The sequence below is a fragment of the Mesorhizobium sp. B2-2-3 genome (assembly GCF_006442405.1).
Lineage (GTDB): Bacteria > Pseudomonadota > Alphaproteobacteria > Rhizobiales > Rhizobiaceae > Mesorhizobium.
In genome coordinates, this window is sequence record NZ_VFWC01000009.1 from 122,908 (window position 1) to 137,333 (window position 14,426).

Here is a 14,426-nt window from a genome sequence, read left to right on the forward strand (position 1 = left end):
ATGAAGTTCCCGAAGGTCACCCTTTCGCCCCGGCAAATCCCCAGCGATGTTGCCCTCTGCCTGGTCTTCTTCACCAGGCTGCCCTTGCCCGTCATCGACTTTCGCGGCCGCAGCCTTGCCGCCGCGATCTGGGCCGCCCCGGTCGCCGGCCTCGTCGTCGGCCTGATCGGCGCCATCGTCTTTGCCACGGCGGAACGGTTTGGCCTTGCCATCGGGTCGGCGGCAGCCCTTGCCCTGGTTGCAACCGCGGTCACCACCGGCTGCCTGCACGAGGACGGGCTGTCCGATGTCGCCGACGGTTTTGGCGGCGGCAACACGCGCGGTCGAAAGCTGGAGATCATGCGCGACAGCCGAATCGGCGCCTACGGCGCCATGGCGCTGGCGCTGTCGCTGCTCATCCGCTGGAGCGCGCTGTCGGAATTCGTCGATCCCACACAAGCTCTCTTCGCGCTCCTGGCCGCCCATGCGGCCTCGCGCGGCGTATTCGGCACCTTCATGCATCTCTTGCCCCCGGCGCGCGACGATGGCCTCTCGGCCGGCGCCGGCACCGTCTCGCGGGAAATTGCCCTCGCCGGCGCCGTGCTCGGCGCCATCCCGCTCCTCCTGCTCGGGCTTGGCGGCGCCATCGCGGCGCTTATCCTGCTCGGACTGCTGTTTGCCGCCTTCCACGCGCTTTGCCTCAACCAGATCGGTGGCCAGACCGGCGACACGATCGGCGCTATGCAACAGGTGAGCGAAATCGCGGTGCTGCTCGTCGCTTCCGTAGCCCTTTCCTGACTCTGTTTCGGAGAATTTCCTTCCATGGCTTTCAAATCCCTAGATGAACTGCGCGCTGCTTGCCTCGACCTGCCTGATGGCGATGACGCCGCCGCGAGCGCGGTCGCTCGCCGCCAGGACACGTTGACCAAGCCGCAGGGCAGCCTCGGCCGGCTTGAGTCCATCGCCGCGTGGCTGGCGCGCTGGCAGGGCCGCGACATGCCTAGGCTCGAGCGGGTGAAAGTTTTCGTCTTCGCCGGCAACCACGGCGTTACCGCCCAAGGCGTGTCGGCCTATCCTTCGGAAGTCACGGTGCAGATGGTGGCGAATTTCGCCGGCGGCGGTGCGGCCATCAACCAGCTCGCCCGCATCGCAGGCGCCGAACTCGATGTCATTCCGCTCGATCTTGACCATCCGACCGGCGATTTCACGCAAACGCCGGCGATGGACGACAAGGCATTTCTTGCCGCCGTCTCGGCCGGCTACGATGCGGTGACTGATGATCTCGATCTCGTCTGCTTCGGCGAGATGGGTATCGGCAACACCACGCCGGCCGCCGCGATCTCGGCGGCGCTGTTCGGCGGCGGTGCCGAAAAATGGACCGGACGCGGCACCGGCGTCGACGATGCCGGCCTCGAGCGCAAGGTGGTCGCCATCGAATCGGGCCTGGAGCGCCATGCCGCTGTTCTTGCCGATCCACTGGGGATTGCCATGGCGCTCGGCGGCCGCGAACTCGCCGCCATCTTCGGCGCCACGCTTGCCGCCCGTCACATGGGCATACCGGTGCTACTTGACGGCTTCGTCTGCACCGCAGCCGCAGCACCTTTGGCAAAGCTGCACTCCACAGGCCTTGCTCATACGATCGCCGCCCACGTCTCGGCTGAATCGGGTCACCGCGGCCTGCTCGAAGCGCTCGACCTGCCGCCGCTGCTCGACCTCGGCATGCGGCTCGGCGAAGGCTCCGGCGCTTGCCTCGCCGTCAACATCGTCCGCTCGGCGCTGGAGTGCCATGCGAGGATGGCGAGCTTTGCCGAGGCCGGCGTGTCGGAGAAGTAACATCTTCCGGTTGTAGCGATTCTCGAATAGATCTGGTGGATGAAAAAGCTTCACCCGGCTGCCGCTGCTATGACTATCGCCGTGCTGCTTGCTGGTGTGCTTCGGCACAGTGGATATTCAACTTACGGCCCGATCGACACCGCAATTCTCGTTGTTTTTCTGGTTTTCTTCTGGTGGCTCATCAGCGATTTCTCAGGCGGAAAGGCCGCCATTGATGCCGACGACGGTCGGAGCGCGGACAACGGCATGGCTTTTCGGTTCGGCAGGTTTCTGAGCCGCGTTTTTCGGCGCGGCCAATCGTAGTCTTTGACCAAGCTGCAAAGTCCCGCGTCTCACCTGGCCAACGGCGGCCGGGTTGCGAAGGCAGCCAAACACTGATGAACGAGCGCGGCAATTGAACCGGCCTATTCAGGGTCTTTCCACCAAGTCTTTGAAGAATTTGGTGGGTGCGCACAGGATTGAACTGTGGACCCGCTGATTAAGAGTCAGCTGCTCTACCAACTGAGCTACGCACCCACTCGGCCGGCAAAAACCGGCGTTGGCGGGCATATAGCCGCCGATGCCGGTCCTGTCCAGCCCTGCCGGAATCATTTCCCGACAAATCGCCGAAGTGACGCAGATGGTCAGACGAACAGCTTGCCTTCCGCCACCTTGACCGCGTTGCCACCGATGCGCGCCGAGACCAGTTTTCCGCCCTGTACACTTAGTTCTAGGCGGATACGCGAGGGCCGCCCCATCTCCAGCCCCTGTTCGATCCACAGCTGCGAAACGCCATCCGTCGGAGCGTCGAAATGCATGACGGCGCCGGCGAAAGCCGCCGCCGCCGAGCCGGTCGCCGGGTCCTCGTAGGAAGGCGTGCCGGGCACGATCATGCGCACATGGAAGGCGCTCTCGTGGTTCACCGTCTCTCGGCAATAGACATAGGGACTGGCAAAGGCCCATTCGCTCTTGCGGGGCGCCAGTTCCGACCAGGCCTGGTTGTCGAGCCGGATCCGGCCGGCCGCCTCCAGATTGGCCACCGGTATGGTCACATAGGGCACGCCGGCTGACCAGAACGCGACGCGGTGATTCTCGAAACCGATCTCGTGCGGCGCCAGGCCAAGGGCGGCGCCGATCGCCACCGGGTCGGCTTCGAGCTTCAGCGGCTCCGGCAGCTTCGCCAGGTCGAATTCGGCGAAGGTGGCGCCATCGTGCTTGCTGACGGCACAGCGCACCGGGCCGATGTTTTCCTCCAGCACGAAAATGCTCGCAGCGCCGTCATTGTCGGCCATTTCAGCGAGCGCGATATCGGCCAGTTCGGCCAGCGCGATCGCCGAGCCCACGGTCGGGTGGCCGGCGAAAGGCATTTCATAATCGGGCGTGAAGATGCGGATACGGGCGCGGTGCTTGGGATTATCCGGCGGCAGCACGAACACCGATTCCGACAGGTTGAACTCGCGCGCGATAGCCTGCATCGCAGCCGTGTCCAGTCCGCCGCTGTCCAACACCACCGCCAGCGGGTTGCCGGCCAGCCGATCGGTCGTAAACACATCGTAAAGCAAGTAATCGCGTCTCATGGAGGAAACCTTCCGCTTTGATCCGAATTTCTGCCTCAATCCCAACATGAGCGAAATTTAATTTGATATTCGAACCATTAGCACTGATCTGTGCACTCATAGGGACATATTGCGCTTCAGGGGGTCCGGCGTGGACCAGATTGTCAATCTGCCAAAGACGGAATCGGATTCCGCCATCGAGACCGCGCTCGGGCTCGACCAGACGGGGCGGCGCAAGAATCGCCGCCGCGGCTGGCTCTATGCGCTGCTGGCGCTGATCGTCCTTGTCGCGGCTTTTGCCGGCTACCAGTGGTATGCCGGCTCGCCGGTCAAGATCGACTATACGACGGCGCCCGCCGCCAAGGCCGACCTCACTGTCGAGGTTTCGGCGACCGGCACCTTGCAGCCCCTCACCCAGGTCGACATTTCCAGCCAGCTCTCGGGCATCATTCGTTCAGTCTCGGTCAACGAGAACCAGCAGGTCAAGAAGGGCGATGTGCTGGCCGCGCTCGACACCGCCAAGCTGCAGGTGCAGATCGAACGCGCCGAGGCATCCGCCAAGGCGGCCGCCGCCAATGTCGCGGACGCCACCGTGACGCTGGCCGAGAATGAAAGCGCGCTCGTGCGCGCCGCCGCCCTCACCAAGCGCGGCATGGCCACCGACCAGTCGCTCGAAGCGGCGACCGCGACCCGCGACCGTTCGAAGGCAGCGCTCGATAGCGCCGAGGCCAATCTCGCCATCGCCAACGCCGACCTGAAATCGCAGCAGACCGACCTTGCCAACAGCACCATCTATGCGCCGATCGACGGCATCGTGCTGACGCGCTCTGTCGACCCCGGCCAGACGGTCGCCTCCTCCTTGCAGGCGCCGGTGCTGTTCATCATCGCCGCCGATCTCAGGAACATGGAACTGGTGGCGGCGGTCGACGAAGCCGATATCGGCGCGGTGAAGCCGGGCCAGCATGCCCGCTTCACCGTGGACGCCTTCCCGGAGCGGCCGTTCGACGCCGAGATCCGCGACATCTCCTACGCCTCGGTCACCACCGACGGCGTCGTCACCTACAATGCGCGGCTCGAGGTCGACAACGACGAGCTGTTGCTGCGCCCCGGCATGACCGCCACTGTTTCGGTCGTCACCCGGCAGGCTAAGGACGTGCTGACCGTCCCCTCCTCCGCCTTCCGCTATCGTCCTGCGCAGCAGGCCGCCCGCGGCTGGAGCCTGAGCGACCTGTTCACCGGCCGCATGGGACGTCCCGGCGGCAATCGCCAGCGCCAGGCGGCAGCGCCGCCGACCGACGGCTCACGCATGCTCTACGTGCTGGAGAAAGGCCGTCCGCATCCGGTCAACGTCAGGATCGGCTCGACCGACGGCGAGCTGACCGAGATCACCTCGGGCCTGTCAGAGGGGGCGCAGGTCATCACGGCCTCGCAGCAGCGGAGCTGACTTCGTGGCGATGGGCGCCCCCCTCATCACCTTCGACAAGGTCTGGAAGAGCTACGGCCATGGCGAAGCCAAGGTGCACGCGCTGGCCGGCGTCGACCTGGCGATCCGGCGCGGCGAATTCGTCGCCATCATGGGCCCGTCCGGCTCCGGCAAATCGACGGCGATGAACATCATCGGCTGCCTCGACACGCCGACCGCCGGCACCTATTCCTTCATGGGCGTCGATGCTGGCCGGCTCGACCGCAACCGCCGCGCCATGCTGCGCAACCTCTATGTCGGCTTCGTCTTCCAGGGCTATAATCTGCTGGCGCGCACCACGGCGGCGGAAAATGTCGAACTGCCGCTGATCTATCGCGGCGTGGCCAGCCGCGAGCGCCGCGATCTTGCCATGCAGGCGCTGGCGCAAGTCGGCCTTGTCGGTCGCGAGCATCACACTCCGGCCGAGCTTTCCGGCGGCCAGCAACAGCGCGTGGCGATCGCGCGCGCCATCGTCACGAGGCCGACGCTGCTCGTCGCCGACGAACCGACCGGCAATCTCGACACTGCCCGCACGCACGAGATCATGGAGTTGCTGACGCAACTGAACAAGGAGCTTGGCCTGACCATCACCATGGTCACCCACGAGGCCGACGTCGCCGAATATGCCGAGCGCACGGTGCGCTTCCTCGACGGCCATGTCGCCTCCGACACCATGACCGTCGAGGTGGCCTGAAAATGCTCTGGGAAACCGTCCGCCTCTCCTTGCGCTCGATCCGCCGCAACATGCTGCGCTCGTTCCTGACCTTGCTCGGCATCGTCATCGGCGTCGCCGCGGTCATCGCCATGCTCACCATTGGCGCCGGCACCACCGCCAAGGTCAAGGACGACATCGCCAAGCTCGGCAGCAATCTTCTGGTTGTGCGCTCCGGCCGCCCGGCCGGTCCCGGCGGCCCGGGCGGGCTCGACCAGGTCGTCCGTCCGCTCACCGAAAAGGATCTTGCCGCGCTCATTGCCTATCTGACAGGTGCACGCGCCATTTCGCCGGCCTCGCAGAAGCAGGTCCGCGTCATCTTCGGTACCGAGAGCCTGACCTCCGGCGTCACCGGCACCGACAGTGCCTATCTCGATGCTCGCGACTGGAAACTGGTCTCAGGCCGTTCGTTCAGCGAGTCCGAGACCCGCTCGGGCACCGGCGTATGCCTGATCGGCGAGACGGTGCGCCAGCAGTTCTTCGGTGCCGGCGACCCGGAGGGCGAAATCATCCGCGTCAACCGCACCTCCTGCAAGATCATCGGCCTGCTCGAGCCGAAGGGCTATACCGGCTTCGGCCAGGACCAGGACAATGTCGTGTTGATGCCGCTGCATGCCTATCAGCGGCGCATTGCGGGCAACCGCAACATCGACAACATCTACGTCGCCGCCGACGACCGCACCCCGACCAGCGAGCTGCAGCCGCGCGTCGAGGATATTCTGCGCGACGCCAGACGCCTCACGCCCGACCGCGAAAGCGATTTCGCGATCCGCGACATGACCCAGATCGCCGATGCCATGGCCAGCGCCACCACCACGATGACCGGCATGCTGGGCGCGGTCGCCGGCGTCAGCCTGCTGGTCGGCGGCATCGGCATCATGAACATCATGCTGGTGTCGGTCACCGAGCGCACCCGCGAGATCGGCATCAGGCTAGCCATCGGCGCGCATGAAAAGCACATCCTCATCCAGTTCCTGGTCGAGGCGACGGTGCTGTCGCTGCTCGGCGGCATCATCGGCATCCTGATCGGGCTCTCGCTGGCCGGCCTCGCCTCGGCGACGCTGACCATTCCCTTCGCGCCGAGCCCGGCAGTCATCCTGCTCGCCGTCGGCTTTTCCGCGCTGATCGGCATGGTCTTCGGCTTCTTCCCGGCGCTGCGCGGCGCCAGGCTCGACCCGATCGACGCGCTGCGGCATGAATAAGGCGATTGGAAAGCAAAGGCGCGGCTACGACGCTGTTTCCCAGGGATTGATCGTATTCAATCCGGCGGCCGCGAATGGGCCGGTGTCGCGGGTGGCGACCGTAAGACCGTTTGCTGCGGCCGTGGCCGCGATGTAGGCATCCGCATTGCCGATCGCCTTGCCTGAGGCTCTCGCCTTTACCATGAGGTCGGCATAGGCGCGCGACGCGTCGAGGTCGAAAGGCAGAATGCGGCCTGCAAACAGTGGCAACACATCCTGATCGAGACGATTGTCCGCGCACGCACCCGATGTTTGCGGTTGCAGGCAGCCACTCAGACCTTCGTATGCCGGCATTGGCGATCAGCACGGAAGGTAAGGTTTAGTCCGCGTTCGCAAAATGCCACTCGATCAGCGGCTTCATGTGCGGCATCAGCCCGTGCGGCAGGTCGGCGGCGTGGCGGATGATGACCGGACCGACGATCTCCGGTTCGGCCTCGGTTGCGACGAAGGCCGAGATGCGCCGCGCGATCTCCTCGGCGGGCTCGGGAACCCGGTATCGGCGGAAGATCACCGTGCCGCTTTCCGTCGACAGGGCATGGTAATGCAGGCCGCGTGCGGCGCCTGAAATGTCGAGGCCGGTTTCTTCCCGCACCTCGCGGATCATATTGAAATCGACATCGACGAGGCCATCGCGAAAATCCGCCGGTTCAAATGAACCGGCGGCGAAATAGACGCGGCCGGCAGTAACGGTGTGGGCGGCCATGCGAATCGCCACCAGCGCATTGTCGCCGGCCACAAGCATGGCATGGGCATAGGCGTGCTCGGCGCCGGAATTCTCGCGCCGTTTACGCCAAAGCATGAACGTGGAGTAGTTGACCGCGTGGCACCGGCCGACGAGGCGATTGTCGCGCCAGGCCAGTCGCGAGAGCAGCACCACGGGGCCGTCGAAGAGCGCGGGGTTGGCCGCGATCTCATGCTGCCAGTTCGCGGCGATCGCCTCGGCATTATCCAGCGAAAAAGGATGCGGGCCAGGGTCGAGCCGGACATCGACGGCGTCGACCGGCAAAATAACGTTGCGCGGCAGGTCGAAGCTCACGGCTCAGGCCATGTCCAGCGTGATCGCCACCGGACAATGGTCCGATGCCTTGGGCCGGTCCCAGCCGGCGCGCGGAAAGCGCTCCACTTCCTGGCCGGCGGGGAAGATCGTGCGCCAGGGCTGGCCGTTGCGGATGATGTCCGGGACGGCGGTGGCGTTCTTAGCCGCCAGTCCCTTGGACAGCAGGATATAATCGAGCTGGCACAAATGCCGCTCTTGCGGCCCACGCGTGTGGTAGAAGGTCCAGCGGTTCATTTCCGGCCGCCTCTCGACCACGTTTTCGCAAAAACCGCCAGCCGTCAGCACGTTGATGCAGGACAGGTTCTCGTCGACCACCTCGAAACGATAGCCGTCGAATTCGTCGCCGGCGATCTTCACGCGCTGGCGGTAATCGTTCATGTCGCCGCAGATCGCCCAGCGCTTGTTGGCTGCATGATCCGCCCCGAAGCGCTCCTCGATGATCCGGCGCACCGCCTGCGCCTCCGCGATGCGGACCGGCATCGTCGCTTCACGCCCGTCGAGCCCGTTGCGGGGCGAGCCCATCGACTTGAAGTGCACGAGATAGAGTGTCAGCGGCGAACCGCCAACGGTAATGTCCACTTCCAGGCAGTCGCGCCGGAAGATACGTTCATTGGGCTGGTTGCCGAGCGCCGCCAGCTCCGGCGTGTGCAGCCCGAACTGTTCATAGGTCACATAGGCGTGGCTGGTCATGCGCACGAATTCGATGGGCTGGCCCTGCGCGGTCTCGCTGCGCATCATCACGGCGACGTCGATGCCGCGCGAATCATTGCCGGCAGCGGTGTACTTCTGGCGGTAGCCCTGCCCCACCATCTTGAAAAGATAGCCATATTCGAACGCCTTGAGGGCTTCGATATTGTCGACCTCCTGCATGCAGATGATATCCGCGCGCGTGGCCGCTATGGCCAGCGCCGTCAGCTGCCGCATGTCGTCCGACTGCGCGATGGCGCGGGCCTGCTCCAGCATCTTGTACTCGGCCTCGCTCTGGATATCGAAGAGAGCCAGCGTCCGGTCCTCGTTGAGCTGGTTGCGGTATCCGGAGAAATCGAACCTGTTCATCAGGTTCTCGACATTGAAGGTTGCAAGACGCAGCGACATATCATGACCTTTGCCCGCAAGCGCGGCAGAAAACAAGGCCGGGCAACCACCAGCTGGAATCGATTGATCCTGGCGCGCCTCGCGCCATGGTTGAGGGAACCTTTCCGTTCATCCGCCGTTCAGACGCAAAGACCCACAGTGGGCCCATCCCAGGGTCGGCGTGGGGCCTGTTCTCTTGGAGAAGTGCAATGAACGCGCTCTTTTCTTCCACAGTCAAATCCGGGCTGATAGCGCTCGGTATCTTCTCCGGCATCACGGCACCATCCGCTGCCGGACCAATCCTTCAGCCGGAGCTGTCGATCCCAGCCAGCACCGCGGCGCCGACGGTCACGCCTGTGCGTGACAGCTGGGCCGGCGGCAACAACCGGAGCTTCAACAACGACTGGAGATGGCGCCGGTCGGGCGGGTGGAACCACGGCAATTGGAACCGCGGCGATTGGGGCGGCCGTCACTGGAGCGGTCGTCACTGGAACGGCGGCGATGATTGGCGTTGGCGCCGCCACCATTATCGCGGCCGCTACTATGATGACAGCGCCGCAGCCGCGATCCTGGGGCTTGGCTTGGGGCTCGGCCTCGGCAGCATGTACAACAACTACAATTACTACGATGCACCGCCGCGCCGCTACTATCGCGCCGGCCGGCTGTCGAGCGCTCATGTCCGGTGGTGCTACAACAGATACCGCTCGTATCGCGCTTACGACAACACCTTCCAGCCCTATAACGGCCCACGCCAGCAGTGCTACTCGCCCTATCGCTGAGCCAGGCCGCACAATCCTGCAATAAAAAACGGCGCCGCGCGGCGCCGTTTCTTTTGGAGCGTGGATCGCTCAGTTCTTCGCCTTGTCGACCAGCTTGTTCTTGGAGATCCACGGCATCATCGCGCGCAGCTTGGCGCCGACTTCCTCGATCTGATGGCTGTCGTTGTTGCGGCGGATGCCCTTGAAACGCGACAGGCCGGCACGGTATTCCTGCATCCACTCCGAGGTGAACTTGCCGGTCTGGATATCCTTCAGCACCCGCTTCATCTCGGCCTTTGTCTCGGCGGTGATGATGCGCGGCCCCGAGACATATTCGCCCCATTCGGCGGTGTTCGAGATCGAGTAATTCATGTTGGCGATGCCGCCTTCATAGATCAGGTCGACAATCAGCTTGACCTCGTGCAGGCACTCGAAATAGGCCATTTCGGGCGCATAGCCGGCTTCCACCAGCGTCTCGAACCCGGCGCGGATCAGCTCCACCAGGCCGCCGCACAGCACGACCTGCTCGCCGAACAGATCGGTCTCGCATTCCTCGCGGAAATTGGTCTCGATGATACCCGAACGGCCGCCGCCGACGCCGCAGGCGTAGGAGAGCGCGAGGTCGAGCGCATTGCCCGAAGCATCCTGGTTGACGGCGACCAGGCACGGCACGCCGCCGCCCTTCTGGTATTCGCCGCGCACCGTATGGCCGGGCCCCTTCGGCGCGATCATGACGACGTCGACCGTCGACTTCGGCTCGATCAGGCCGAAATGCACGTTGAGGCCATGCGCGAAGGCGATTGCCGCGCCGTCGCGGATGTTCGGCGCGATCTCGTTTTTGTAGATGTCGGCCTGCAATTCGTCGGGCGTCGCCATCATCATCAGGTCGGCCCATTTGGCGGCGTCGGCCACGCTCATCACCTTGAGCCCGTCGGCCTCGACCTTCTTGGCGGTCGCCGATCCGGCCTTGAGGCCGATGGCGATCTCCTTGGCGCCGGAATCCTTGAGGTTGAGCGCATGCGCCCGGCCCTGGCTGCCATAGCCGATGATGGCGACCTTCTTGCCCTTGATCAGGTTGAGATCGGCATCACGATCGTAATAGACGCGCATTTTTGTCTTCCTTCCCGTTTGAAGATCAGAGGCCTTGCGGCCCGGTTTTTGCTCCGAAAAGAGCGAGAAACTGCTGCGTCGCGCGGACGGCATCACCGCCGATCGCCGCCTCAGTCAATTCCAGCCGGTCGCCAAGCAAGAGACGGATCTGCACGTCGCGGGCGACCAGCCCGAAAAACGTACGGAACGCCGTCTCGGCGTCCGAGAAATCGAGCAGCCCGGCCTGGCGGCCGGCCTCCAGCACCGGCTTCAGGCGCTTGGCGAGGGCAAAGCGCCCGTTCTCCAGCACCACCGCGCCAAGATCATCCTTGCCCGAACCGGCATGGCCGACCGCCACCCGGTTGAGTGCGATCGAAGTGTCGCTGGAAATGACCTTCAGCCAGTCGGAAGCAAATCGCTCCAGGCTCGCGGCCAACGACGCAAGGTCGAGCCCCCTGCCGTCGACCGCCGTCACCCGCACCTTCGAGGCCTGCCATTGCACCGTCGCCGTCAGCAGTCCGTCGCGGTCGCCGAACCATTTGTAGAGCGTTTCCTTGGAGCAGCTCGCCCGCCGCGCCACTGCGGTCATGGTCAGATTGTCGCCCTCTTCGACCAGCAGGCGGAGCGCTGCATCCAGGACCGCCTTCTGACGCTCCGTCAGCGCTTCGCCGTTGTCGATATCGGCATTTGCCTGCAACACGCTCTGTTCCCGTTTGATGGTAGAGCCGTAGATCGCCCGAGCTCAGTACCGTACGTTACGGTTCGGCATATTGCGCAATCCGAAGATCGGCGCAAGGCCAAAATGACGAAATGTCTTCCCCGTGTCCCCGCAGCCGCGCAACGCGTATGTTCAGTCGCCGGCTGGCGGATCGCGCAACCGCCCGAGCAAGGCCGATACCGTGTTCAGTTCTTGCGGCGAGAGCTTGTCGCCAACCAGCTCCGCGATCGACCTGCCATAGACGGCCCACATACGGCGGCGCGTCTCTCGTCCCTTGGCCGTGATGCGGACGGTTTGGCCGCGGCCGTCATCAGCCACCGGCAGCTTCTCGACAAACCCATCGGCTTCAAGTCGGGCCAGCAGCCGCGAAATATTATACTGCGCGAACAGGGTTCGTTCGATCAGCTGGAACGGCCGCAAGCCGCCCTCGCCCGCCTCAGCAAGTTCGTGCAGCACGTCATACCAGGCAAGCGGCGGCAGGCCGCCTTCCTTCAACGCGTCTTCGGCACGTTCCACCAGCTGGCGTGATACCCGCATCAGGCGTGCCCAGGTCTTGATGGCCTCCGGCGATGGCATGGCTGTCTCGATCATGACGGCATCATAAGAGATAGATGCAATTGCATCAAGCTTGACGACCAATGCATTTGCATCTAGATAGATGCGAATGCATCGATATTGAGAGGCAAATCCGATGAAGCATGCCAGCACCCTCATTCTCGTCAGCCATCCCCTTTGCCCCTATGTCCAGCGTGCGGCGATCTCGCTGACCGAGAAAGGCGTGCCGTTCGAGCGCGTCGACATCGACCTCGCCAACAAGCCTGACTGGTTCAAGGCGGTCTCGCCGCTCGGCAAGGTGCCGCTGCTGCGCGTGCAGCGGGGGAACGATGAGACGGTGATCTTCGAATCCGCCGTCATCCTCGAATTCCTCGAAGAAACTGAGGCCAATCCCCTCCACCCGGCCGACCCCTATGCCCGTGCCCGGCATCGTGCCTGGATCGAGTATGGCTCAGCCATCCTCAACGCCGTCGGCCGGTTCTATTCGGCGTCGACCGAGGCAGGATTCCTTGCCGAGTCTCGGACGCTGTCGGAAATGTTCGATCGTGTGGAGACCGAATTGGCGGGCGAAGCCGGCCGGACTGGACCATGGTTCGAAGGCGGGCGCTTTTCGCTCGTCGACGCAGTCTACGGCCCTGTCTTCCGCTACATCGATACCTTCGACCGGATCGGCGATTTCGGCATTCTGGACGGCAAACCGCTCGTCCAGGCCTGGCGCCAGGCATTGAGTGGACGCCCGTCCGTCAAGCATGCCGTGGCGCAGGACTATCCACTGCGCCTGCATGCCTTCCTGCGGGCGAAGGGATCGTATCTTTCGACGGTCATTCGCAAGAACGATCCGGCCAGCGCGCTTCCGCCAGCCCAGTTCGCCTGAACGGATGGACCACCGTGCCGGCCACCATTGAGGCGAGGAACTGCGGCGAATGCGCGGCGTCGCGGCGCCACCCTGCGGCTTATGCCTGGGCGGCATCAAAATCCGCACGCGCTTCGCGCACCGCATCATGGTTGAGTTCGGCCCATAGGATCAGTTGATGAAAGGCGCCGAACATCGAGCGCCCGAGATCGGTCAGGCTGTATTCAACGCTCGGTGGTTTGGTCGGGAACACTTCACGATGCACATAGCCGTCGCGCTGCAAATCATGCAGTGTCTGGGTCAGCATGCGCTGCGAAATGTCGGGCACCAGCCGCCGCAACTCACCGAAGCGATACGGCCTTTCAGCCAGCGCCATCACCAGCAGCGATCTCCATTTGCCGCTGACGCCCTGGATGACATTGCGAACCGGACAGTCGGCAAAATTACCGCCCCCGCTCATCGCTTTGTAGGTCTCCAGCTTCGATTTCAGATTGGTGACCTTGCCGTCCATCGCTGGTTCCCTGGATGTGCCTACCTCCCGAAAAACTGCCTCCTTTACGGTGGCAGGTCAATTCCTATTTTAGTGCTGGTCTCTTTCTGAGACCACTAGAGCACCCGCCGCTTCGGCACAAATCAGGATCTCCGATGACCGAAACCCTTCTCGTCACCGGCGCCTCCGGCCAGCTTGGCCGCGGCGTCATCCGCTATCTCCTAGACGCGCATAAAACTCCGCCTGCAAAGATCATCGCCACCACGCGCAATCCCGAAAGCCTGGCAGATTTGGCGGTGCGCGGCGTCGTTGTCAGGGCCGCAGACTTCAACGACGCCATTTCGCTGGAAACCGCATTCAAGGGCGCCGACAAGGCGCTGATCATTTCGACCGGCGATCTCGATCTCAAAAGCGGCAAGCGCCTGAAGCAGCACGAGAATGCAGTCGCGGCGGCCAAAAACGCCGGCGTTTTGCACCTGCTCTACACCTCGATGCCCAACCCGGAACCGGTGTCGCCGGTCCTGTTTGCCGGTGACCACTACAGCACCGAGCAGGCAATCAAGGCGAGCGGCATCCCCTACACGATCTTCCGCAACGGCTGGTACCAGGAGAACCTGTTCATGGCGCTGCCGCACGCGATCGCCTCGGGGCACTGGTACACGTCCGCCGGCGAAGGCCGCATCGCCCATGGCGCACGCGAAGACATGGCAGCGGCGATCGCCGCCGGTCTCGCTTCTGGCACGACCGACAGCAAAACCTACACGCTGACTGGCCCGCAAGCGTACACGACGGCAGAGATCGCCGCCCTCGTCAGCGAAGTCGCCGGCAAGCCGCTCGATGTCGTGCAGGTTTCGGATGATGTCCTGACCGAAGGGGTAAAGGCATCAGGCGTTCCCGAGGATTTTGCCGGCGTCATCGTTTCCTTCGACGTCAACACGCGTGCCGGCCGCATCGCCATGGTGACGGACGCGATCGAGATGCTTTCCGGCAGGACGCCAAGGACGTTGAGACAATTCCTCGAGGCGAACAAGGCTGCCCTGGCAGGTTGAAATCCACGCGGCGGGAAGTCT

The 14,426-nt window shown here is 63.9% G+C and carries 16 protein-coding genes, 1 tRNA gene and 1 pseudogene; 9 read left to right on the forward strand and 9 right to left on the reverse strand.

The window, feature by feature from the left end; translation table 11 throughout:
• From cobS to FJ951_RS18145, 3 genes are read left to right on the forward strand one after another with little or no spacing between them, the layout of a single operon-like run.
• Complete coding sequence (gene cobS / locus FJ951_RS18135) at positions 1–777, forward strand: adenosylcobinamide-GDP ribazoletransferase (RefSeq protein WP_140516437.1); 777 nt, start codon at positions 1–3, stop codon at positions 775–777.
• A 24-nt stretch (positions 778–801) separates the two neighbouring features.
• Positions 802–1,812, forward strand: a complete 1,011-nt coding sequence (gene cobT, locus FJ951_RS18140) for a nicotinate-nucleotide--dimethylbenzimidazole phosphoribosyltransferase (protein ID WP_140516439.1) — start codon at positions 802–804, stop codon at positions 1,810–1,812.
• A 39-nt stretch (positions 1,813–1,851) separates the two neighbouring features.
• The gene (locus FJ951_RS18145) at positions 1,852–2,115 is read left to right on the forward strand and encodes a hypothetical protein (protein WP_140516441.1); all 264 of its coding nucleotides are present in this window, start codon (positions 1,852–1,854) and stop codon (positions 2,113–2,115) included.
• 137 nt (positions 2,116–2,252) lie between these two features.
• On the opposite strand, the gene FJ951_RS18150 is transcribed toward FJ951_RS18145, so the two are convergent.
• Positions 2,253–2,328 (reverse strand) — tRNA-Lys (locus FJ951_RS18150).
• A 107-nt stretch (positions 2,329–2,435) separates the two neighbouring features.
• Positions 2,436–3,368 (reverse strand): PhzF family phenazine biosynthesis protein, encoded by a 933-nt coding sequence (locus tag FJ951_RS18155; protein ID WP_140495414.1) that lies wholly within the window; start codon positions 3,366–3,368, stop codon positions 2,436–2,438.
• Positions 3,369–3,498: 130 nt separating this feature from the next.
• On the opposite strand from FJ951_RS18155, the gene FJ951_RS18160 reads away from it, so the two are divergent.
• From FJ951_RS18160 to FJ951_RS18170, 3 genes are read left to right on the forward strand one after another with little or no spacing between them, the layout of a single operon-like run.
• On the forward strand, positions 3,499–4,791 hold the full coding sequence (locus tag FJ951_RS18160) for an efflux RND transporter periplasmic adaptor subunit (RefSeq protein ID WP_140516443.1): 1,293 nt from the start codon (positions 3,499–3,501) through the stop codon (positions 4,789–4,791).
• A 4-nt stretch (positions 4,792–4,795) separates the two neighbouring features.
• Entirely contained in the window at positions 4,796–5,503 is a 708-nt protein-coding gene (locus FJ951_RS18165) for an ABC transporter ATP-binding protein (protein WP_140516445.1), read from the forward strand.
• Between the two features lie 2 nt (positions 5,504–5,505).
• On the forward strand, positions 5,506–6,723 hold the full coding sequence (locus tag FJ951_RS18170; RefSeq protein ID WP_140516447.1) for an ABC transporter permease: 1,218 nt from the start codon (positions 5,506–5,508) through the stop codon (positions 6,721–6,723).
• A gap of 24 nt (positions 6,724–6,747) precedes the next feature.
• Here the strand turns inward: FJ951_RS18170 and FJ951_RS18175 are convergent.
• The 3 genes and pseudogenes from FJ951_RS18175 to FJ951_RS18185 form a co-directional block, all read right to left on the reverse strand.
• Positions 6,748–6,996: pseudogene (locus FJ951_RS18175) on the reverse strand (PIN domain-containing protein); the annotation flags it as partial.
• 85 nt (positions 6,997–7,081) lie between these two features.
• Positions 7,082–7,798 carry a hypothetical protein gene (locus tag FJ951_RS18180; protein ID WP_140516449.1) on the reverse strand — a complete coding sequence of 239 codons (717 nt, stop codon included), beginning with the start codon at positions 7,796–7,798 and terminating at the stop codon, positions 7,082–7,084.
• A gap of 3 nt (positions 7,799–7,801) precedes the next feature.
• The gene (locus tag FJ951_RS18185) at positions 7,802–8,914 is read right to left on the reverse strand and encodes an endonuclease/exonuclease/phosphatase family protein (protein ID WP_140516451.1); all 1,113 of its coding nucleotides are present in this window, start codon (positions 8,912–8,914) and stop codon (positions 7,802–7,804) included.
• Positions 8,915–9,102: 188 nt separating this feature from the next.
• On the opposite strand from FJ951_RS18185, the gene FJ951_RS18190 reads away from it, so the two are divergent.
• Positions 9,103–9,672: a BA14K family protein gene (locus FJ951_RS18190; protein ID WP_140516453.1), complete on the forward strand. Its 570-nt coding sequence runs from the start codon at positions 9,103–9,105 to the stop codon at positions 9,670–9,672.
• A gap of 69 nt (positions 9,673–9,741) precedes the next feature.
• Here the strand turns inward: FJ951_RS18190 and ilvC are convergent, their stop codons facing one another.
• From ilvC to FJ951_RS18205, 3 genes are all read right to left on the reverse strand, one after another.
• The gene (ilvC, locus tag FJ951_RS18195; protein WP_140495398.1) at positions 9,742–10,761 is read right to left on the reverse strand and encodes a ketol-acid reductoisomerase; all 1,020 of its coding nucleotides are present in this window, start codon (positions 10,759–10,761) and stop codon (positions 9,742–9,744) included.
• 25 nt (positions 10,762–10,786) lie between these two features.
• Positions 10,787–11,440, reverse strand: coding sequence for a TetR/AcrR family transcriptional regulator (locus FJ951_RS18200; RefSeq protein WP_140516455.1), 654 nt, complete (start codon positions 11,438–11,440; stop codon positions 10,787–10,789).
• A gap of 150 nt (positions 11,441–11,590) precedes the next feature.
• A complete protein-coding gene (locus tag FJ951_RS18205) occupies positions 11,591–12,049 on the reverse strand; it encodes a MarR family winged helix-turn-helix transcriptional regulator (RefSeq protein WP_140516702.1) in 459 nt (152 codons plus the stop codon).
• A 100-nt stretch (positions 12,050–12,149) separates the two neighbouring features.
• On the opposite strand from FJ951_RS18205, the gene FJ951_RS18210 reads away from it, so the two are divergent.
• Positions 12,150–12,887 (forward strand): glutathione S-transferase family protein, encoded by a 738-nt coding sequence (locus FJ951_RS18210; RefSeq protein WP_140516458.1) that lies wholly within the window; start codon positions 12,150–12,152, stop codon positions 12,885–12,887.
• Between the two features lie 79 nt (positions 12,888–12,966).
• On the opposite strand, the gene FJ951_RS18215 is transcribed toward FJ951_RS18210, so the two are convergent.
• Positions 12,967–13,377, reverse strand: a complete 411-nt coding sequence (locus FJ951_RS18215) for a helix-turn-helix domain-containing protein (protein ID WP_140495388.1) — start codon at positions 13,375–13,377, stop codon at positions 12,967–12,969.
• A gap of 134 nt (positions 13,378–13,511) precedes the next feature.
• Here FJ951_RS18215 and FJ951_RS18220 point away from each other — a divergent pair, with 134 nt between their 5' ends.
• Positions 13,512–14,405: an SDR family oxidoreductase gene (locus FJ951_RS18220; protein WP_140516461.1), complete on the forward strand. Its 894-nt coding sequence runs from the start codon at positions 13,512–13,514 to the stop codon at positions 14,403–14,405.
• Positions 14,406–14,426 lie beyond the last annotated feature (21 nt).